This is a genomic window from Mesorhizobium sp. B2-3-2, from assembly GCF_006442295.1.
In the GTDB taxonomy this organism is placed as follows: domain Bacteria; phylum Pseudomonadota; class Alphaproteobacteria; order Rhizobiales; family Rhizobiaceae; genus Mesorhizobium.
On sequence record NZ_VFWA01000019.1, the window covers coordinates 90400 to 108006 of the forward strand.

The window sequence follows — 17607 nt, forward strand, 5'->3', positions numbered from 1 at the left end:
TTGATCTCCGCCACAAATCGGAAACTGTCCATCTTCCCGATATGGCTCTGGCAGCCGGTATTCAGATGCTCAAATCCAGCGCCGCACTCGTTTGGCATAGTCGCGGTATTTCTTGCCGAACTTTGCCGCCAGCATCTTTTCTTCCTTTTCCACCGCGACCTTCTGCGTGACGAAGGCGGCGATGAAGGCGAACGGCAGGAACCAGACGATCCCGGAGATGAAGGCAACGCCGATCAACAGCAGCGTGTTGGCGAGGTACATCGGGTTGCGGCTGACGCCGAATGGACCCGAGGTGACGAGATGGTCCGGCACGGCGTTGGGGTTGAGCGTGGTCTTGGCCCGCGTCATGGTGCGGATGGCGGTGAACCACAGTGCGGCGACGCCGAACAGCGCCACCCAGCCGGCCGCGTAGAGGAGGTCGCCCAGAAGGTCGCCGATCCAGGGCAGGGGAAAGAGCAGGCCGAGCGCGATGCTGATGCCGATGGCGGCGATGTAGATCAGCGGCGGCCATGGTATCAGCCCAGGTTTGGGCGGGGTCTCGGTCATTCGACACCTTCCTCCGTCATCTTGCTGTCGGTCTGGGCCGTGCAGGTGCCGGCGAGATCCGCCAGATGCGCTCTCCATTCGGCGGTCTGGTCGTCCTTGTAGAGCCGATCAAGCGTGGCCTCGTCCTCCAGCGTGTCCAGCATGCACCCACAATAGCTCGAACAGAACTTGCTGTCGCGCTGCTGTTCGCACGAGATCTGGCAGGTCTTTAGAAAGTTCACCTGCGGGGTTTCGACCTTGGCCGGCATTACTTGCGAGAACAACCAGACACTGCCGATCAGCAGCGGCTGATGGATCAGGTAGAAGGCCAGGCTATGCCGGCCGATGAAGACCAGCGGGTAGGACCAGCGCCCGGGCGCCACATCCGCCAGGCGCGCCAAGGCGCCGAAGCCGGAGGCGAGCTTGGTCGCTCCGAGGCCCACAAGCACCGCACCGAACCACGGGAACAACGGGACATAGTCGTTGGAATGTGGGTTGACCGCGGAAAGGCCGACCCACCACAGCAAGGGGTGATCGAACGATTCCAGCCGAAAATAGAAGGGAATGGCGATGACCGCCGCGGCGATCAGCAGTGTGAGCAGCGCCGGCAGACGCAGGAATGCCAGCCCAAGCAGGCTCGCCAGCGCGATCTGGTGCAGGATGCCAAAGAAGATCCACCCGTCCGGCGTGGCGATACGGGTGGCGACCGAAATGGCGATCGCCGCCCCGGCGACCATGGCAAAGCGTCTCCAGAAGCCGTTCCAGCGGATCTCTTTGCCATGGGCGAGATACAGGCTGACGCCGACCAGGAACAGGAAGGTCGAGGCGATGCAGCGAGCATAGAACTTCCACCAGCCGAAGGCGGTCAGGCCGGGATCGGTGTAGCCGAAGAATTCCAGGTCCCAGGTGAAATGGTAGCTCGCCATGGCGATCAGCGCGATGCCGCGCAGCATGTCGATGGCGACGATGCGCTTGGTCTTCGGCAACTCCGCGGCGGGCATGGTCGGCGTCTGGATGCTCATGGTCTCGCGATCTGATTCAGCCCCGCACGAGGACTATCACGGTTACGCCGGACAAAAGAAGGCCGTGAGCTTCGATACGGACGGTCAGCCGGCGCTGCGTCAGGCACCTCTTTAGGCCAGCACGGGAAAGCCTTTGACCGGCTTCGTTTTAACCGGGGCACGTCGGTTTCCTGTTACCGGCCACGAAATGATGGCCGCAGATTTGGCCGGTGATTCTGCTTTGGGGAAGCAATGTCCACGCATGTGCGCCATCCGATCTGGCTACCGGCCCTCAAGGCCGCGGATGCCCGCACCTTCGCCTCGCTCTACGCGGTCGAATCCTTCGCTCGCGCCACGGTGTCGAGCGTCATCCCGATCCAGGCCTACGAGATCCTCCACAACGAGCAGATCGTCTCGATCCTCTACACCATCGTGGCGATGCTCGGCCTGTCGGTGACCTTGTTCATGCCGATGCTGATCCAGCGCTTCGCCCGGCGTTGGGTCTACACGGCGGGCGCCTGCCTGCTGGCGATCGGCTCGTTGTTCTTCGTTACGCATACGCTCGCCGGGCAATTGGCCGGCATGCTATGCCGTGTCATGGGCGCCAGCGCGCTGTCGATCACGCTCAACCTTTACATCATGGACCACATCCGCAAGACCGATTTCATGCAGGCCGAATCGCTGCGCATGGCGTGGTCGATGTTTGCCTGGACGGGTGGGCCGACGCTCGGCATCTTTCTCTACACGCGCTTCGGCATCTATGCCGCGCATGGCGCGGTCGCCGTATTCGCCTTGGCCCTGCTGGCACTGTTCTGGACCTACCGGCTCGGCGACAATCCCTCGATCCGGCCGGGCAAGACGCGCCCGGTCAATCCGCTCGCCAATATCGGCCGCTTCGTCGCGCAGCCGAGGCTGAGGCTGGCCTGGCTGATTGCCTTCGGCCGCTCCTGCTTCTGGACGACCTTCTTCGTCTACGGACCGCTGTTCATGGTCATCACCGGTGAGGGCGAACTGGCCGGCGGCATTCTGGTTTCGGCGGGCAACGCGCTTTTGTTCATGGCGATTTTCTGGGGCAAGGCGGGCAAGCGCTTCGGTGGCCGCAGGACCATGACATTTGCCTATTTCGCCATGTCGGCGATGCTGCTGGCGGCGGGTGCCGTCGGCGAAAGCGCGCCGCTCATCACCGGCGCCTTCCTGCTGTGCGGCGCCTTCTTCACCATTGCGCTCGACGCGCTGGGCTCGACCGCCTTCATGCGCTCGGTGCGCTCTTACGAGCGCGCGCAGATGGCTGCGGTCTACCGCACCTATCTCGATTTTTCCGAACTGACGCCGCCGCTGGTCTATTCGGTGGTGCTGGCCTTTTTCGGCCTCGGCTCGGTTTTCGTCACGCTCGGCCTGCTTGCGGCGGTCTGCGGCTATGTCAACTGGCGTTATCTGCCGAAGTCGCTGTGAAGCTTACGGCACAAGCGCAGCGTGCCGTTCGCGTACCCAGTCGTGGAAGCGGTGAAGGTCGTATTCCTCCGGCATCAGCACGCCGGCCTTGTGGCGCATAGAGCGCAGCCCTTTCTGGTTGACCTCGCAGATCGCGGCATCCTCCTCCAGCACCTGGGTGCCGAAACCGACGATATTGTCGATGTCGGTGGCGGCGAGCGCGTCGGGCGCGAACAGCCATTCGGCGGTCAACTCGGTCTGTTCGGGGCCAAGCGGCACCAGCCGAACGGACCTTACATAGTCGACGTGGCCGACGATGAACATCGAGGGCAGGCTGGTGGCATAGGTCTGGCCGGCGGCGCGCTCGGCCGGTGTCAGGCCCGAAAAGACCGGCCCATGAGCCTGACCGTCACGCGACCATGTTTCGGCACCCGCCCGCAGCCCGCCGGAAAACTCCGGCGCGTCATTGTCAGCGTGGCGGACCCATTCGGGATCGTCGTGCCGGCCCATCAGGCCGCGGCCATAGATCGGCACCAGTCGCGACAGGTCCTTGTGGACGCCCGGGCAGTGCAGGCATTCGTTGAAGTTTTCCCAGAATATCTTCCAGTTGCAGTTCATTACCTTGCGCAGCACATGGCCTGATGCCAGCGATTCCAGCGGCCAGTTGCCGAGATCGCCGGAGGCCGGGTCGAAGGATGAGTGCGCCGAGCCGGCGGCATCTTCCGCGAGATTGACGAAGACGAAGCCGCGCCAGACCGACAGCGCGACGCGATAGAGCGGATGGTCCGCCTTGTCGAAACCGTCGGGCAGCATTTTCGACGGCACGCGTACGAGATCGCCGCGCAGCGAATAGGACCATGCGTGATAGGGGCAGGTGATCAGCCGCGCCTTCAACCGGCCAGCACTTTCCTGGCAAAGCTGCGAGCCGCGATGCCGGCAGGTGTTGTGGAAGGCGCGCAGTTCGCCGGTGTCGTCGCGCAGCACGACGATCTCCTGAGTGCCGACACGGAAGGTGCGGAAAGCCAGCGGTTGGGCGAGATCAGCTTCACGGCAGACGAGCAGCCAGTTCCTGTACCAGATGGCGTCGAGGTCGCGCTGGTAGGCAGCTGCATCCCAATAGGCCGAGGACGGCAATGTCGGCTCGGCCCGGGTGAGGCCGTTATAGGGGGCGTGCTGGCTCTGGACGGGCTGCATGGCTGGCCTCCTGTGAGGATGGCAGCCGACACCCGGCCACGGAAATTGTCAATTGCAGCGGAGCAGGCGGCCGGACGGCGCTAAAGCGCTTGTCGTCGTCGGAATTTGGTTTGCCGGATGCTGCGATTTTCCCTATAGTCACACTCGTCGTCGGTTCCGATTGGAGCCAAGAGGGAATGCGGTGCGGGCAGATTTTCTGCCCAATGCCGTGGCTGCCCCCGCAACTGTGTGCGGTAGTCCTCTCCATATGCCACTGAAGATTTTTTCTTCGGGAAGGTGGGGAAGGGCGCTGATCCGCGAGCCAGGAGACCTGCCGGCGACAGGAAACTGACTTCGATGCCCTCGGGTGGAGGGCGAAAGGACAAGACATGAATACCGCTTCCGTCTCGCTCGGCGCCTCCGTTTCCTCGCAGTCCCGCTTGATGCAGCTCGCTCTCGCTGGATTCCTGGGCCTTTTCGTGATGGGCTTCGTCGGCTTCTCGCATATCGATGCGGTCCACAATGCCGCGCACGACTATCGTCATTCGATGGCGTTTCCCTGCCACTGATAGGGATCTGACATCATGAACCTGTTTCGCAACGTCGTGTTCATCGCGGCGATCGCAGGGCTCGTGGCCGGCGTCGTTCTCGCCTGCATGCAGGCCTATGCCACCGTGCCGCTGATCCTGAAGGCGGAAGTCTACGAACAGGCCGGCGGCGGCCATCACCACGACCATGCCGCGCCGGCTGCAACGGACACCAACGCCATGAGCTCCGCCGCCCCGGCGGGAAATGCCATGAGCACGGCCGCGCCCGCGCCTGCGGAAGCAGCCGCTCCGGCGGCGGAAGACGAAGGCTGGGCGCCGGCCGACGGTTTCGAACGTTTCGCTTTCAGCGTGCTTGCCAATATCGTCACCGGCATCGGCTTCGCGCTGATCCTGGTCGCGGTCTCCGAATTCGCCGGCGGCATCGGCAACTGGCGCCAGGGCGTGTTCTGGGGCCTGGCTGGCTTTGCCGTGTTCACGCTGGCGCCGGGCCTTGGCCTGCCGCCGGAACTGCCGGCCATGCCCGCGGCCGACCTCACCCAACGCCAGATCTGGTGGTGGGCAACGGTGGCGGCAACGGCGACCGGCCTTGGCCTGATCGCCTTCCGCAAGTCGCTGCCGCTGGCGATCCTCGCCGTGGCCTTGATGGTGGCGCCGCATATTGTCGGCGCGCCGCAGCCCGACAGCTACGAGACGGCGATCCCGGAGGGGCTGCATCACCAGTTCGTGGTGGCGGTGACGGTGACCAATCTGGTGTTCTGGGTGGTGCTCGGCGCCGTCGTCGGCGTGGTGCGCGGACGCTTCACCGGCACCGCGACCAGCCTGCGCGACAGCTTTGCGTGATCGCGGTAAGCTGACCTTCATTATCGGCGGTGCGCGCTCCGGCAAAAGCGCGCATGCCGAAACGCTCATGACGGCGCTGCCCTCGCCATGGGCCTATATCGCCACCGCGCAAGCTTATGATGAGGAGATGCGCGAACGCATCGCGCTGCACCGCTCGCGGCGCGGCGAAGGCTGGACGACCATCGACGCGCCGGTCGATCTCGCCGGCGCGCTGGAGGCGTTGCCTGATAATCAGCCGGTTCTGGTCGACTGCCTGACGCTGTGGCTGACCAACCATATGCTGGCCGAACATGACCTCGAGCTGGAATGCCGGCGGCTGGCGGACGTGCTGTCGCGGGCGCGCGGGCCATGGTTCGTGGTCTCAAACGAGGTCGGCCAAGGCATCGTGCCGGACAATGCACTGGCGCGCCGCTTTCGCGATGCCGCAGGCCGGCTCAACCAGCAGGTCGCCGCAGTCGCCGATACTGTGCTGCTGATGGTGGCGGGGCTGCCGCTCAAGGTGAAATGAGATGACCGATATCGACGAAAAGAACGAAGAGCGCCACCGCGCCAAGATGGCCAAGCGCAAGGCGGTGCAGGATGCCGAGGTGGCGGCCAAGACGATCGAGAAGGGGCTGCTGATCGTCAATACCGGCCCGGGCAAAGGCAAGACGACAGCCGCCTTTGGTCTTGCGCTCAGAATGCTCGGCTATGGCAAGCGGGTCGGCGTCGTACAGTTCATCAAGGGCAAGTGGCACACCGGCGAGAAGGACGCCTTCGCCGCCTTTGGCGACCGCGTCGTCTGGCACGCGATGGGTGAGGGTTTCACCTGGGAGACGCAGGATTTGAAGCGCGACATCGCCGCGGCCGAAGCCGCATGGAGCAAGGTGCTTGAGCTGATGGCCGATCCGTCGATCAGCCTGCTGGTGCTGGATGAGCTGAATATCGCGCTGCGCTACGATTATCTCGATCTCGACAGAGTGGTTGCGGCGCTGAAGGCGCGTCGCGAAGGCCTGCATGTCGTCGTCACCGGTCGCAACGCCAAGCCGGCGCTGGTCGAAGCCGCCGATCTCGTTACCGAGATGGGCGTGACCAAGCATCATTTCTCGGCGGGTGTGAAGGCGCAGCAAGGGATAGAGTTCTAGAACGCCAGAATCGCGAGCAGCGAAACCAACCCGAACAGCGCGATCAGCAGGTAGTCGGCGACGCGGTAGAGTTTCAGCGCCCGCCTTATGTCGATGCTGTCGGCTTCGCGCCGGCCGCCTTCGCCCATGAACGCGTCGTCGACCGTTACGCCGCCATAGCTTCGCGGCCCGGCGAGCGCCAGGCCGAGTGCGCCGGCCATCGCCGATTCCGGCCACCCGGCATTGGGCGAGCGATGCTTTTTCGCATCGCGCTGCACCGCAGCCCACGCGTTGCGGGGATCGGCTCCCTTGACCAGGAAAGCCGCCAACGCGATCAGCAGCGCCGTCAGCCGCGAGGCAGGCAGGTTGATCCAGTCGTCGAAACGTGCCGCTGCCCTGCCGAACGCTTCGTGGCGGGGCGTGCGGTGGCCGATCATCGAATCGGCGGTGTTCGCGGCCTTGTAGGCGGCGCCGCCGGCAAGGCCGCCGACGCCCGTCCAGAAAGCGGGGGCAACGATGCCGTCGGAAAAATTCTCGGCCAGGCTCTCGATCGCGGCGCGGCAGACGCCGGCCCTGTCGAGGGTTTCGGGATCGCGGCCGACGATGCGCGAAACGGCGGCGCGGCCCATGTCGAGGCCGCCCGAGTCGAGCGCGTCGGCGACGGCCTCGACATGCTCATAAAGGCTCCGCTGTGACAGGAACGATGTCGCCAGAAGGGCAGTGATGAACAGTCCCAGGGGAACGAACCAGAGCAGGATCTGCACGCATAGGCCAATTAGCGCCGGCACCAGCACGATGACCAGAAGCGCCTGGACACCACGTTGGCGACGCAGTGCGTCGGGATCAGTGGCGCGGTTGAGCCTGCGATCGAGAAAGGATATCAGCCTGCCGAACCACGTCACGGGATGGCCGATGGCGCGAAACAGCCAGTCGGGGTAGCCCAGCGCGGATTCGATGGCCAATGACAGGAAAGCGATCAGGACTGACATGAAGCTTCTTGAAGGAGCGGTGGACCATGGTGGAAGTCTCGGCCGGGCAAGGGCGCTTTTCCCCAACGCCCCCCAGCCTTTCGTCGACCTCTCGACCGGAATCAATCCGCACTCCTACCCGCTTTTCGAGCTGCCCGCCACCTCGCTGTCGCGATTGCCGGAAGCGGGGCGGGCGCGTGAGCTGACGGCGATCGCGGCCGGCACCTACGGCGCGCCGGCGCCTGCCAACGTCGTGACTGCGCCCGGCACGCAGATCCTGCTGCCGCGCGTGGCTTCGCTGGTCGCACCGGGCAGGGCGCTCGTTCTAGGACCGACCTATGCCGAACATGCCCGCGCGGCGGCGATCGCGGGGCACGAGGTGACCGAAGTCGGGGATTTCGCTGATCTGGCGGACGCCGACCTTGCCATCGTGGTCAATCCGAACAATCCGGATGGGCGCATCGTCGAGCGCGACCGGCTGCTGGCGCTGGCCGCCGGTTTGCATGCCAGGGGCGGGCTGCTGGTCGTCGACGAGGCGTTCATGGATGTCGGCCCGCGCCAACACAGCCTTGCCGGCGATGTCGGCCAGGGCGGGCTCGTCGTGCTGCGCTCGTTCGGCAAGTTTTTCGGGCTGGCCGGCCTGCGGCTTGGGTTTGCGCTTGCCGATGCGCCGACGGCCCAACGGCTTGAAATGCAATTCGGACCTTGGGCTGTCGCCGGCCCGGCGCTGGAATATGGCATTCGCGCACTTGCCGATATCGGCTGGCAGGACGAAATGCGCGCGTCGCTGGCGGAGGCATCGGCTCGACTCGACGCACTGTTCGGTCGTTTCGGCGTGCCTGTCGCGGGCGGCACCACATTGTTCCGCTATTTCAGCCTGCCGGAGGCCGCCGGCTTGTTTGCAGCGCTTGGCGAACGCGGCATCCTGCTTCGCCATTTCACCGACCGCCCGCACGTCCTGCGGGCCGGCTTGCCGGGAAACGACGAGGAGTGGCAGCGGCTCGAATCCGCCCTTGCCGAATGGGCGATGCGGCGCGAGGATCGAGCAAAAGGTATCAAACCATGATCCATGTCTGCTCGCTGGCAAAGGTAGAGGAAACGGTGGCGAGGACCGGCGCCGAGCGGCTGCTGTCGCTGTTGGCAGCGGGTACCGATGTGCTCCGCCCGGCCTCGATCATGAGGGAAAATCATCTGCACCTGGTCATGCACGACATCGCGGTGGCGCAGGATGGCATGACCATGCCGGGCGAGGAGCATGTGCGAAATTTGCTTGATTTCGCGCGCCGCTGGGACCGGGCAAGACCGATGGTGGTGCATTGCTATGCCGGCATCAGCCGCTCGACAGCCTCCGCCTATATCATCGCCGCCGCGCTGGCCCCGAAACGCAACGAGGCCGAACTGGCCCGGACGTTGCGGATGCTGTCGCCATCGGCGACGCCCAATCCGCGGCTGATCGCGGTGGCCGATGCCTTGCTCGCACGCGGCGGCCGCATGATCGCGGCGATCGAAGCGATCGGGCGCGGCGCCGACGCTTTCGAGGGCACGCCCTTCGAACTGAAGATCGATATTTAGGCGGCTACTTCAGCCAGTCTGCCAGCTTCGCCTTACGAACATCCCGCAGCAGGCCGATGAAGCCGTCGGCCTGATATTCCGCGGTCAGCCGGCCTTTTTCAGGGGTCGCGATGCTGGCGTCGCCGACCACGCCGTTCGGATTCAAGTCGCTGGCGATCCACGCGAAGGCATGGGTGCCGGTGTGGCGCAGCAGCGAGAATTCCTTCTCGGCCTTCGCGACATTGGACACGAAATTGTCGGCCTTGCTCACGTCGACCAGATCCGGCCGGAAATGCAGCATCAGCGACGTCTCGACGTCGCCGCCATGGATGCCGTGGCGGTCTTCGAGTTCGGTGTACATGCCGGCCGGGCGGCCAAAGCGCTGCCAGCTGGTCTTGACCGCCAGCATCCTTTCGCGCACCCGCAATTCGCGCGTGACGATGCCCATGATCTCCTCATTGCCGCCATGCGAATTGACGACGACCAGCTTGCGCACGCCGGCCCGCGCGATCGAAACGCCAAGCTCGGTCCAGGCCTCCACCAGCGTCGTCGCCGGCAGCGTGAGGGTGCCCGGCGCATGCAGATGCTCGTTCGATTTGCCCACCGCCTGGACCGGAAGGATGCGGATGTCGAGATCGTCGGGCAGGCGGGCGATGACCGTGTCGAGCATGCCGTTCATGATCGAAGTATCGGTCGAGACAGGCAGATGCGGTCCATGCTGCTCGATCGCCGCCACCGGCAGCACGGCGATCGTCGCCTCAGGATTGATCGAGGCATATTCGGTTGTCCGGTAGTCGCCCCACCACACGCGTTTTTTCGCAGTCATGTCGTGCCTCTTCAATTGTCCGGGCAGACCTAGCGCGGGATGGACTGCCTGTCGATCACCCCGCCGCCAGCACTTCCACCTCGACTTTGAATTCCGGCCGGGCAAACCCCGATACGATCATCAGCGTCGAGGCCGGTGCGGGATCGGAGAACAGGCTGTTGCGGACATCCATGTAGGATTGGAGATGACCGCGATCGGTCACGAAGGCGTTGATGCGCACAATATCCTTCAGCCCCAATCCGGCCTCGGCCAAAATGGCGATTATGTTGGCGAAGCAAAGCTCGGCCTGGGCGCCGGCGTCTTCCGGAACGAAATCGTCGAAACGGATGCCGAGTTGGCCCGAGCACAGAATCAGACGCTTTCCAGCCGGCACCTCGACGCCGTGGCTGTAGCGCGCAAAGGGCGGCTTGATCGACTTTGGCTTCAGAAATTTGAACATGGCAATCTCCTGTCTCCTGGCAGCCTAGGACCGGATGCCTCGTACCATCAAGATGGCGGTGCATGCCGCCGGTGCGATTGTGGACAGGCGTTTAAAAAATAGGCACGATGCCTCCGGTGCAGCACGACCTTTCCGGCGTTCGCAGATGGCTGTGGTGCAGGCGGGCGGGTCCCGGCGCGAGACGCCGGTGGCATGTGTCTTGCTTCTTGAATCTCTGGTGTCGAGCCGGGCGCGTGGCGCGCCGGAGCAAACAAAGGGTGGTGGTGTCGATGTACGGAAAACTGAAGATGTCGGTAGCGGCGGTGGCCGTGCTTGCGGCGAGCACGCTTGGTGCCGCGGCAAATGAAAAAGTCACCTTCGGCACCAACTGGCTGGCAGAGCCGGAACATGGCGGCTATTACCAGGCCGTGGCCGACGGCACCTATGCCGCCTGCGGCCTCGACGTCACCATCATGCAGGGCGGCCCGCAGGTCAGCGGCCGGCCGATGCTCCTGGCCGGCAAGATCGATTTCTACATGGGCGGCAACCTGCTGTCGGCCTTCGACGCCGTCCAGCAAGGCATTCCGATGCGCGTGGTGGCGGCCGATTTCCAGAAGGATCCGCAGGTCATCATGTCCCATCCCGGCGAGGGGCTGGACAAATGGGAGGACCTGAAGAACGCCGAGCAATACATTCTGGGCGACGAGGGCGCGCAGACCTTCTTCCAGTGGATGATCATCGAACTCGGCTTCGACGCGGCCAAGCGCGTGCCCTACACCTACAACACGGCTCCCTTCCTCGCCAACAAGAAGTCGATCCAGCAAGGCTATGTCACCTCCGAGCCGTTCGCGGTCAAAAAGGAAGGCGGCTTCGTGCCCAACCAGTTCCTGCTCGCCGACTATGGCTGGGACACCTATTCTACGACGATCGAGGTGATGCAGGACACGATCGACAAGAAGCCGGAGGTGGTCCAGTGCTTCGTCGATGGCTCGGCCAAGGGCTGGTACAAATATCTCTACGGCGACAACAAGGCCGCCAACGACATGATCAAGAAAGACAATCCTGACATGACGGATGAGCAGATCGCTTTCTCGATCGAGCAGATGAAGAAGTTTGGCCTGGCCGATTCCGGCGACACCGAGAAGCTCGGCATCGGCGCCATGAACGAGGCGCGGATCAAGAGTTTTTACGACAAGATGGTCAAGGCCAAGGTCACGCCCGCCGGCATCGACATCACGAAAGCCTACACGCTGGCCTTCGTCAACAAGGGCGTCGGACTCGAGCTGAAGAAATAGGCCGTTCCGGCATGATGCAAGAAAAGGTGGCGCAAGCGCCGGTGAAGGCTTCGGCCTCCTTGCTGGCACTGCGCGGCGTCGGCAAGGTCTTTTCCAATGGCGTGACGGCGCTCGCCGACGTCGACCTGACGATCCGGGAAGGGGATTTCCTCAGCCTTCTCGGGCCGTCCGGCTGCGGCAAATCGACGGCGCTACGGCTGATCGCCGGCCTGTCAACGCCGACCTCCGGCATGCTCGACTGGCGTACGGGCGGTTCGCTCGACCGCTCCAACATCGGCTTCGTATTCCAGGAGCCGACATTGCTGCCCTGGGCCAGCGTCTTCGATAATGTCTGGCTGCCGCTTAGACTGAAAGGTGTCAGCCGCGCCAAGGCGGCACCAGTGGTGACCGAGATGCTGGCAAGGGTTCATCTCACCGGCTTCGAGAACGCCGTGCCGCGCGAACTGTCGGGTGGCATGAAGATGCGTGTCTCGATCGCGCGGGCCCTGGTGACCAAGCCGCGCGTGCTTTTGATGGATGAGCCGTTCGCGGCGCTCGACGAAATCACCCGCTTCAAGCTCAACAACGATCTCCTGGAGCTATGGCAGGACGAGCGCTTCACCGTCGTCTTCGTCACGCATAGCGTCTTCGAAAGCGTTTTTTTGTCCAACAGGGTTGTCGTGATGGCGGCGCGACCAGGCAGGGTGTTCGACGAGCTTGCCATCGATGCGGCCTATCCTCGCGACGAGGCCTTTCGCACCTCCCCCGATTATGCGGCGCTGTGCCGGCAGACGTCCGACGTACTGGTCAAGGCCATCAATTCAATTGCAGGTTCGCATCATGACGACCCTTGACGGTGCGTTGAAACTCGACCCCGAGGAAGCACGCCGAGCGCGCCAGGAACGGCTCGAGCGGATCGGCCGCTGGGTTCTGCCGCTGGCGATCATGATCCTGGCGATCTGGCTGTGGGACCGCATCTGCGTGTGGAACGAAATTCCGCAATACATACTGCCGCGTCCCGGCGTGGTGCTGGCGACGCTCTACAACGACGCCGGCCTGCTGTTCTCCGCACTGCTGGTCACCTTGCGCATCACCTTCCTCAGCCTGCTCCTTGCCGTCATCGGCGGCGTCGGGCTGGCAGTGCTGTTCGCACAATCGAAATGGGTGGAGATGTCGTTCTTTCCATTCGCCATCGTGCTGCAAGTGACGCCGATCGTGGCCATCTTCCCGCTGATCAACATCTATGTCGACAACCAGACGACCAAGCTTCTGCTCTGCGCCTGGATCGTCGCCTTCTTTCCGATCCTCTCCAACACCACCCTCGGCCTCAACTCCGTCGACCGCAATCTGCGCGACCTGTTCAAGCTCAACGGCGCGACGCGTTGGCAGCAATTGCGCTATCTCAGGCTGCCGGCGGCGATGCCGTATTTCCTCGGCGGGCTGAAGATCGCCGGCGGCCTGTCGCTGATCGGCGCCGTGGTGGCCGAGTTCGTGGCCGGCGCTACCGGCCAGTCGTCAGGGCTCGCCTCGCGCATCATCGAGGCCGGCTACCGGCTCAACGCGCCCAGGCTGTTCGCGGCGCTGTTCCTGATCTCTCTGACCGGCATCCTGATCTTCCTCGTGCTGTCGCTGATTTCGCATCTCATTTTGCGGCGCTGGCACGAGAGCGCACTGAAGCAGGAGCGGTAGGGGTGTGTGACGTGATTGAGATGCTGGCGCGAGGCGCCCCCCTCTGTCCTGCCGGACATATCCCCCTCAAGTGGGGAGAGGGGGGCAACGCTTGATACCAACCTTCGGCTCTTACCATCTCGCCAATGTTCGCCTGCATCGCTCACTGACGCCAGGATTTGTCGCGCCCTTCGACGGTGACGGCTTTGCGCTCGCCGATATCTCGGTCGCCGACGGCAAGATCACAGGCATCGCCGCGCATGCCGGATCGAAGGCGCCGCCCGGTGCCGTCGACCTTGCCGGCCGTATCGTGATGCCGTGCTTCGTCGACTGCCACACGCATATCGACAAGGGCCATATCTGGCCGCGAAAACCCAATCCCGACGGCACTTTCATGGGCGCGCTGAATGCCGCAGGTGCGGACCGCGCTGCCCGCTGGAGCGCCGAGGACGTCGAGCGGCGTATGGATTTCTCGCTGCGCTGCGCCTACGCGCACGGCACCAGGGCACTGCGCACGCATCTGGACAGTGTCCCGCCGCAGGAGGAAATTACCTGGCCGGTGTTCGAGACGATGCGCGAGAGGTGGCGCGGCCGCATCGAGTTGCAGGGCGCCTGCCTGATCGGCGTCGAGGGCGTGCGCGACAAGAATTGGTTCGACATGCTGGCCAAAAGGGTGGCCGCCGCCAAGGGCGTGCTTGGCGTCGTCACCTACATGGTGCCGGACCTGGAAGAATTGCTCGACCAAGTCTTCGCCCAAGCCATCAAGCATGGCCTCGATCTCGATTTCCATGCCGACGAGACCGACGACGTCGCGGCCATCTCGCTGAAGAAAATCGCCGAGGCGTCGCTGTGGAACGGCTTCGAAGGCAAGATCCTCGTCGGTCACTGCTGTTCGCTGGCGCGCCAGCCCGACCTCGAGGTGCTGGACACGCTGGACAAGGTGGCGAAGGCCGGGCTGGCAGTGGTGTCGCTGCCAATGTGCAATCTCTATCTGCAGGACCGGCGGAGCGATCAAACCACGCCGCGCTGGCGCGGGGTGACGCTGCTGCACGAGATGAAGGCGAGGGGCATTCCGGTCGCGGTCGCTTCCGACAACACGCGCGACCCCTTCTATGCCTATGGCGACCTCGATATGCTGGAGGTCTACCGCATGGCGACGCGCATCCTGCATTTGGATCACCCGGTCGCCGATTGGCCGCAGGCCGTCACGGCGACGCCGGCTGATGTGATGCGGCTCGATGGTTTCGGCATGCTTGCCGCCGACGGCGATGCCGATTTCATTGTCTTCAAGGGCCGCAGCTGGACCGAATTGCTGTCGCGGCCCGAATCGGATCGCATCGTGGTGCGCGCCGGGCGCGCGATAGACCGGCAACTGCCCGACTATGCCGAACTCGACGAACTGATGGTGGAATGATGGATATCGCCGCGCTGAAACGCGACCTCGAAGGGATAAAACTCGACGACAATCCGGCCATCGTCCAGCAGAAGAGCCGCGACTTCTATTGGTACAGCCCGGTGCTGAAGCAGCAGCTCGATCACGTCACCGGCGACATGGTCGTGACACCGAAGACCGAGGCCGAGCTGATCCGCGTGCTCGCCGCCTGTCACCGGCGCGGCGTCCCGGTGACGCCGCGCGGCAGCGGCACAGGCAATTACGGCCAGGCGATGCCGCTCTCGGGCGGCGTCGTGCTCAACCTCGCCGAGATGAACGAGATCAAGTCGATCGCGCCGGGGCGCGTGGTGACGGGGCCGGGCGCGGTGCTGGCCGACATCGACAAGGCAACGCGGGCGCATTCCGGGCAGGAATTGCGGCTCTCACCCTCCACCTACAACACCGCCTCGATCGGGGGCTTCATCGCCGGCGGTTCGGGCGGCGTCGGTTCGATCAATTTCGGCGGCTTGCGCGATTTCGGCAATGTGCTGCGCCTGCGCGTGGTGACCATGGAGGCCGAGCCGAGAGCGCTGGAACTCACCGGCGAGGACCTGCACAAGGTGACGCACGCCTACGGCACAAACGGCATCATCACGGAAGTCGAGATGCCGCTGACCGCTGCCTATGAGTGGGTCGATGTCATCGTCGGCTTCGAGAAGTTCATGGACGCTGCGCGCTACGGCAATGCGCTGGCCTGCCAGGACGGCATCCTGACCAAGCTGATAACGCCGATCGCGGCACCCGTGCCGCAGCTCTATTTCAAACGGCACCAGAAATTCCTGAAGGATGGGCAGAGCATCTGCGTCGTCATGGTGGCGCGGCATGGGCTGGACGCCTTCCTCGCTTTCACTCGCCGGGCTGGAGGCGAGGTGATCTTCAATGCCGCCATGGCGACGGCGGAGGAGCAGAAGGGTCTGCCGCCGGCCTATGAGCTGGCCTGGAATCACACCACGCTCAGGGCGCTGCGGGTCGACCCCGACATCACCTATCTTCAATCGCTCTATCCCTTTCCCAACCAGCTGGCGCTGGTCGAGAAAATGGACGCGATGTTTCCCGGCGAAGTGTTCTCGCATCTGGAATTCGTGCGGCTGGACGGCAACATCACCTGCTTCGGCCTGCCGCTGGTGAAGTTCACCACCGAGGCACGGCTCGACGAGATCATCCGCCTGCATGAGGAGAATGGCTGCCCGATCTTCAACCCGCATCGTTACACGCTGGAAGAGGGCGGCATGAAGCAGACCGATGCGGTGCAACTCGCCTTCAAGCGCGAGACCGATCCGCAAGGCCTGCTCAATCCCGGCAAGATGATCGCCTGGGAAAACCCGGATTATGACTACCGTTCGGGACGGACTTTTCTGTTCAAGGGGCTGCAGAGGGTGGGATGAGGAGAGGTTCGCGCCTGAACGCCCCCCTCTGGCCTGCCGGCCATCTCCCCCTCAAGGGGGGAGATTATTCGCGCCACCGCTTTCGCCTGTCTCCAACGTTGGAAGCACAGGCGCGGCGCAAGGGCTGCCAATCTCCCCCCTTGAGGGGGAGATGCCCGGCAGGGCGGAGGGGGGCGCCTCGCGCTGACCTTCGGGATGTCTTCCCGTGAACATCCTCGTCCTCCACGCCCATCCGGTCGAGACCAGCTTCAATGCCGGCCTGCACCGGACGATCGTCGAGCGACTGACGGCTGCCGGCCATGCGATTGACGACTGCGATCTCTATGCCGAGGATTTCGACCCGCGGCTCTCTCGCCAAGAACGGCTGGACTATCACAATCCGCGCGGCTCCGCCGACCCTGCGGCGCCGTATGTCGACCGCCTGCTGCGCGCCGATGCGCTGGTGCTTTCCTATCCGGTCTGGAATTACGGCTTTCCGGCAATCCTGAAAGGGTTCTTCGACCGCGTCTTCCTGCCCGGCGTGTCGTTCAAGCTGATCGACGGCAAGGCGCAGCCGTCGCTGCATAACATCAGGAAGATCGCGGCGGTCACCACCTATGGCGGCAGCCGGTTCCGCGCCATGCTGATGGGGGACCCGCCGCGCAAACTGATCAAACGCGTGCTGCGTGCCACAGCCAAGCCGGGTGCTTCCGTTTCCTATCTGGCGCATTATTCGATGAACATTTCGACCGACGAGACGCGCAAGGCGTTCTTGGCCAGGGTCGCGGCCAACATGGACAGGTTCTGATGCGAGCGCTGGTGGTCTATTGCCATCCGGTTCCGGAGAGTTTTTGCGCCGCTATCCGCGACACCGCTGTGGAGGTGCTGACGCGAAGGGGCTGGGAGGTGCGGCTGCTCGATCTCTACGCCGAGAAGTTCGATCCGGTGATGAGCTGCGAGGAACGGCGTTTCTACAACGACCAGGCGCCGCAGGACCCTGCGCTGAAGCCGCATTTCGAGCTGCTCAACTGGGCCGAGGCGATCCTGTTCGTCTATCCGACCTGGTGGTACGGGCTGCCGGCGATGCTGAAGGGCTGGCTCGACCGGGTGTGGGCGACGGACGTCGCCTTCAAGCTTCCGGCCGGCAAGGGGCGGATCAAATCGCTGATGCGGCATGTGACCAAGGTTGGCGTCATCACCACCTGCGGCGCGCCGACCTGGTGGAGCGTCGTCGTCGGCCAGCCCGGGCGCAAGACCTTGCTGCGCGGCATGCGGGCGCTCTGCGCCACGCGCTGCCGGACCTTCTTCCTGGCGCATTATTTGATGGATGCCTCGACGCCGAAGACGAGGGCGGCGTTTCTGGCGAAAGTGCGGACAAAGCTGGAAAGGTTTTGAGGGGGCGAACTTTCCTTCTCCCCTTGTGGGCCTGTTGCAAAATTGGCTGGTTGTGATTCCCTGTTTTTGAAACGGGGATTGTGCGATGAC

20 protein-coding genes and 1 riboswitch are annotated in these 17607 nt (G+C 63.9%); of the genes, 14 read left to right on the forward strand and 6 right to left on the reverse strand.

The annotated features are described in order from the left end of the window. Positions 1 to 69: 69 nt before the first annotated feature. A complete protein-coding gene (locus FJ964_RS27855; protein WP_140553656.1) occupies positions 70 to 546 on the reverse strand; it encodes an isoprenylcysteine carboxylmethyltransferase family protein in 477 nt (158 codons plus the stop codon). Beyond that, on the reverse strand, positions 543 to 1547 hold the full coding sequence (locus tag FJ964_RS27860) for a DUF1624 domain-containing protein (RefSeq protein ID WP_140553658.1): 1005 nt from the start codon (positions 1545 to 1547) through the stop codon (positions 543 to 545). Before FJ964_RS27860 ends, FJ964_RS27855 begins: the two co-directional genes overlap by 4 nt. Before the next feature lie 231 nt (positions 1548 to 1778). On the opposite strand from FJ964_RS27860, the gene FJ964_RS27865 reads away from it, so the two are divergent. Beyond that, a complete protein-coding gene (locus FJ964_RS27865; protein ID WP_140553660.1) occupies positions 1779 to 2978 on the forward strand; it encodes an MFS transporter in 1200 nt (399 codons plus the stop codon). A 3-nt stretch (positions 2979 to 2981) separates the two neighbouring features. On the opposite strand, the gene FJ964_RS27870 is transcribed toward FJ964_RS27865, so the two are convergent. Then, positions 2982 to 4151, reverse strand: a complete 1170-nt coding sequence (locus FJ964_RS27870; protein ID WP_140553661.1) for an aromatic ring-hydroxylating dioxygenase subunit alpha — start codon at positions 4149 to 4151, stop codon at positions 2982 to 2984. A 134-nt stretch (positions 4152 to 4285) separates the two neighbouring features. Beyond that, positions 4286 to 4484, forward strand: a riboswitch (cobalamin riboswitch). Positions 4485 to 4519: 35 nt separating this feature from the next. Here FJ964_RS27870 and FJ964_RS27875 point away from each other — a divergent pair. From FJ964_RS27875 to cobO, 4 genes are read left to right on the forward strand one after another with little or no spacing between them, the layout of a single operon-like run. Further along, entirely contained in the window at positions 4520 to 4699 is a 180-nt protein-coding gene (locus FJ964_RS27875) for a CbtB domain-containing protein (protein WP_027026005.1), read from the forward strand. A 15-nt stretch (positions 4700 to 4714) separates the two neighbouring features. Then, positions 4715 to 5518 (forward strand): CbtA family protein, encoded by an 804-nt coding sequence (locus FJ964_RS27880; protein WP_140553663.1) that lies wholly within the window; start codon positions 4715 to 4717, stop codon positions 5516 to 5518. Beyond that, positions 5511 to 6026, forward strand: a complete 516-nt coding sequence (gene cobU / locus FJ964_RS27885; RefSeq protein ID WP_140553665.1) for a bifunctional adenosylcobinamide kinase/adenosylcobinamide-phosphate guanylyltransferase — start codon at positions 5511 to 5513, stop codon at positions 6024 to 6026. The genes FJ964_RS27880 and cobU overlap by 8 nt, the downstream gene beginning before the upstream one ends. A gap of 1 nt (position 6027) precedes the next feature. Beyond that, complete coding sequence (gene cobO / locus FJ964_RS27890; RefSeq protein ID WP_140553667.1) at positions 6028 to 6642, forward strand: cob(I)yrinic acid a,c-diamide adenosyltransferase; 615 nt, start codon at positions 6028 to 6030, stop codon at positions 6640 to 6642. On the opposite strand, the gene cbiB is transcribed toward cobO, so the two are convergent. Further along, on the reverse strand, positions 6639 to 7610 hold the full coding sequence (gene cbiB, locus FJ964_RS27895; protein ID WP_140553668.1) for an adenosylcobinamide-phosphate synthase CbiB: 972 nt from the start codon (positions 7608 to 7610) through the stop codon (positions 6639 to 6641). The two genes, cobO and cbiB, sit on opposite strands and share 4 nt — an antisense overlap. On the opposite strand from cbiB, the gene cobD reads away from it, so the two are divergent. Next, entirely contained in the window at positions 7609 to 8655 is a 1047-nt protein-coding gene (gene cobD, locus FJ964_RS27900; RefSeq protein WP_140553670.1) for a threonine-phosphate decarboxylase CobD, read from the forward strand. The two genes, cbiB and cobD, sit on opposite strands and share 2 nt — an antisense overlap. Further along, positions 8652 to 9161 carry a tyrosine phosphatase family protein gene (locus FJ964_RS27905; RefSeq protein ID WP_140553671.1) on the forward strand — a complete coding sequence of 170 codons (510 nt, stop codon included), beginning with the start codon at positions 8652 to 8654 and terminating at the stop codon, positions 9159 to 9161. Before cobD ends, FJ964_RS27905 begins: the two co-directional genes overlap by 4 nt. A 4-nt stretch (positions 9162 to 9165) precedes the next feature. On the opposite strand, the gene FJ964_RS27910 is transcribed toward FJ964_RS27905, so the two are convergent. Continuing rightward, a complete protein-coding gene (locus FJ964_RS27910; protein WP_140553673.1) occupies positions 9166 to 9966 on the reverse strand; it encodes a creatininase family protein in 801 nt (266 codons plus the stop codon). A gap of 55 nt (positions 9967 to 10021) precedes the next feature. Further along, complete coding sequence (locus FJ964_RS27915) at positions 10022 to 10405, reverse strand: RidA family protein (protein ID WP_140553675.1); 384 nt, start codon at positions 10403 to 10405, stop codon at positions 10022 to 10024. A 269-nt stretch (positions 10406 to 10674) separates the two neighbouring features. On the opposite strand from FJ964_RS27915, the gene FJ964_RS27920 reads away from it, so the two are divergent. The 7 genes from FJ964_RS27920 to FJ964_RS27955 all read left to right on the forward strand — a co-directional run bounded on the left by FJ964_RS27920 (position 10675) and on the right by FJ964_RS27955 (position 17517). Continuing rightward, positions 10675 to 11679 carry an ABC transporter substrate-binding protein gene (locus FJ964_RS27920; protein ID WP_140495611.1) on the forward strand — a complete coding sequence of 335 codons (1005 nt, stop codon included), beginning with the start codon at positions 10675 to 10677 and terminating at the stop codon, positions 11677 to 11679. An 11-nt stretch (positions 11680 to 11690) separates the two neighbouring features. Then, positions 11691 to 12512: an ABC transporter ATP-binding protein gene (locus FJ964_RS27925; RefSeq protein ID WP_140553676.1), complete on the forward strand. Its 822-nt coding sequence runs from the start codon at positions 11691 to 11693 to the stop codon at positions 12510 to 12512. Next, positions 12499 to 13347, forward strand: coding sequence for an ABC transporter permease (locus tag FJ964_RS27930; RefSeq protein ID WP_140516383.1), 849 nt, complete (start codon positions 12499 to 12501; stop codon positions 13345 to 13347). Before FJ964_RS27925 ends, FJ964_RS27930 begins: the two co-directional genes overlap by 14 nt. A 91-nt stretch (positions 13348 to 13438) precedes the next feature. After that, positions 13439 to 14740: a cytosine deaminase gene (locus FJ964_RS27935; RefSeq protein ID WP_140553678.1), complete on the forward strand. Its 1302-nt coding sequence runs from the start codon at positions 13439 to 13441 to the stop codon at positions 14738 to 14740. Then, a complete protein-coding gene (locus FJ964_RS27940; protein ID WP_140553690.1) occupies positions 14740 to 16143 on the forward strand; it encodes an FAD-binding oxidoreductase in 1404 nt (467 codons plus the stop codon). The genes FJ964_RS27935 and FJ964_RS27940 overlap by 1 nt, the downstream gene beginning before the upstream one ends. Positions 16144 to 16348: 205 nt before the next feature. Continuing rightward, on the forward strand, positions 16349 to 16930 hold the full coding sequence (locus tag FJ964_RS27950) for an NAD(P)H-dependent oxidoreductase (protein WP_140553682.1): 582 nt from the start codon (positions 16349 to 16351) through the stop codon (positions 16928 to 16930). Then, positions 16930 to 17517: an NAD(P)H-dependent oxidoreductase gene (locus FJ964_RS27955; RefSeq protein WP_140553684.1), complete on the forward strand. Its 588-nt coding sequence runs from the start codon at positions 16930 to 16932 to the stop codon at positions 17515 to 17517. Before FJ964_RS27950 ends, FJ964_RS27955 begins: the two co-directional genes overlap by 1 nt. The last annotated feature ends 90 nt before the right edge of the window (positions 17518 to 17607 follow it).

Bases quoted from the DNA above. Each gene is read 5' to 3' on its own strand.
- FJ964_RS27855 (WP_140553656.1), bottom strand. From the start codon at position 546: ATGACCGAGACCCCGCCCAAACCTGGGCTGATACCATGGCCGCCGCTG.
- FJ964_RS27860 (WP_140553658.1), bottom strand. From the start codon at position 1,547: ATGAGCATCCAGACGCCGACCATGCCCGCCGCGGAGTTGCCGAAGACC.
- FJ964_RS27865 (WP_140553660.1), top strand. From the start codon at position 1,779: ATGTCCACGCATGTGCGCCATCCGATCTGGCTACCGGCCCTCAAGGCC.
- FJ964_RS27870 (WP_140553661.1), bottom strand. From the start codon at position 4,151: ATGCAGCCCGTCCAGAGCCAGCACGCCCCCTATAACGGCCTCACCCGG.
- FJ964_RS27875 (WP_027026005.1), top strand. From the start codon at position 4,520: ATGAATACCGCTTCCGTCTCGCTCGGCGCCTCCGTTTCCTCGCAGTCC.
- FJ964_RS27880 (WP_140553663.1), top strand. From the start codon at position 4,715: ATGAACCTGTTTCGCAACGTCGTGTTCATCGCGGCGATCGCAGGGCTC.
- cobO (WP_140553667.1), top strand. From the start codon at position 6,028: ATGACCGATATCGACGAAAAGAACGAAGAGCGCCACCGCGCCAAGATG.
- cobD (WP_140553670.1), top strand. From the start codon at position 7,609: ATGAAGCTTCTTGAAGGAGCGGTGGACCATGGTGGAAGTCTCGGCCGG.
- cbiB (WP_140553668.1), bottom strand. From the start codon at position 7,610: ATGTCAGTCCTGATCGCTTTCCTGTCATTGGCCATCGAATCCGCGCTG.
- FJ964_RS27905 (WP_140553671.1), top strand. From the start codon at position 8,652: ATGATCCATGTCTGCTCGCTGGCAAAGGTAGAGGAAACGGTGGCGAGG.
- FJ964_RS27910 (WP_140553673.1), bottom strand. From the start codon at position 9,966: ATGACTGCGAAAAAACGCGTGTGGTGGGGCGACTACCGGACAACCGAA.
- FJ964_RS27915 (WP_140553675.1), bottom strand. From the start codon at position 10,405: ATGTTCAAATTTCTGAAGCCAAAGTCGATCAAGCCGCCCTTTGCGCGC.
- FJ964_RS27920 (WP_140495611.1), top strand. From the start codon at position 10,675: ATGTACGGAAAACTGAAGATGTCGGTAGCGGCGGTGGCCGTGCTTGCG.
- FJ964_RS27925 (WP_140553676.1), top strand. From the start codon at position 11,691: ATGATGCAAGAAAAGGTGGCGCAAGCGCCGGTGAAGGCTTCGGCCTCC.
- FJ964_RS27930 (WP_140516383.1), top strand. From the start codon at position 12,499: ATGACGACCCTTGACGGTGCGTTGAAACTCGACCCCGAGGAAGCACGC.
- FJ964_RS27940 (WP_140553690.1), top strand. From the start codon at position 14,740: ATGGATATCGCCGCGCTGAAACGCGACCTCGAAGGGATAAAACTCGAC.
- FJ964_RS27955 (WP_140553684.1), top strand. From the start codon at position 16,930: ATGCGAGCGCTGGTGGTCTATTGCCATCCGGTTCCGGAGAGTTTTTGC.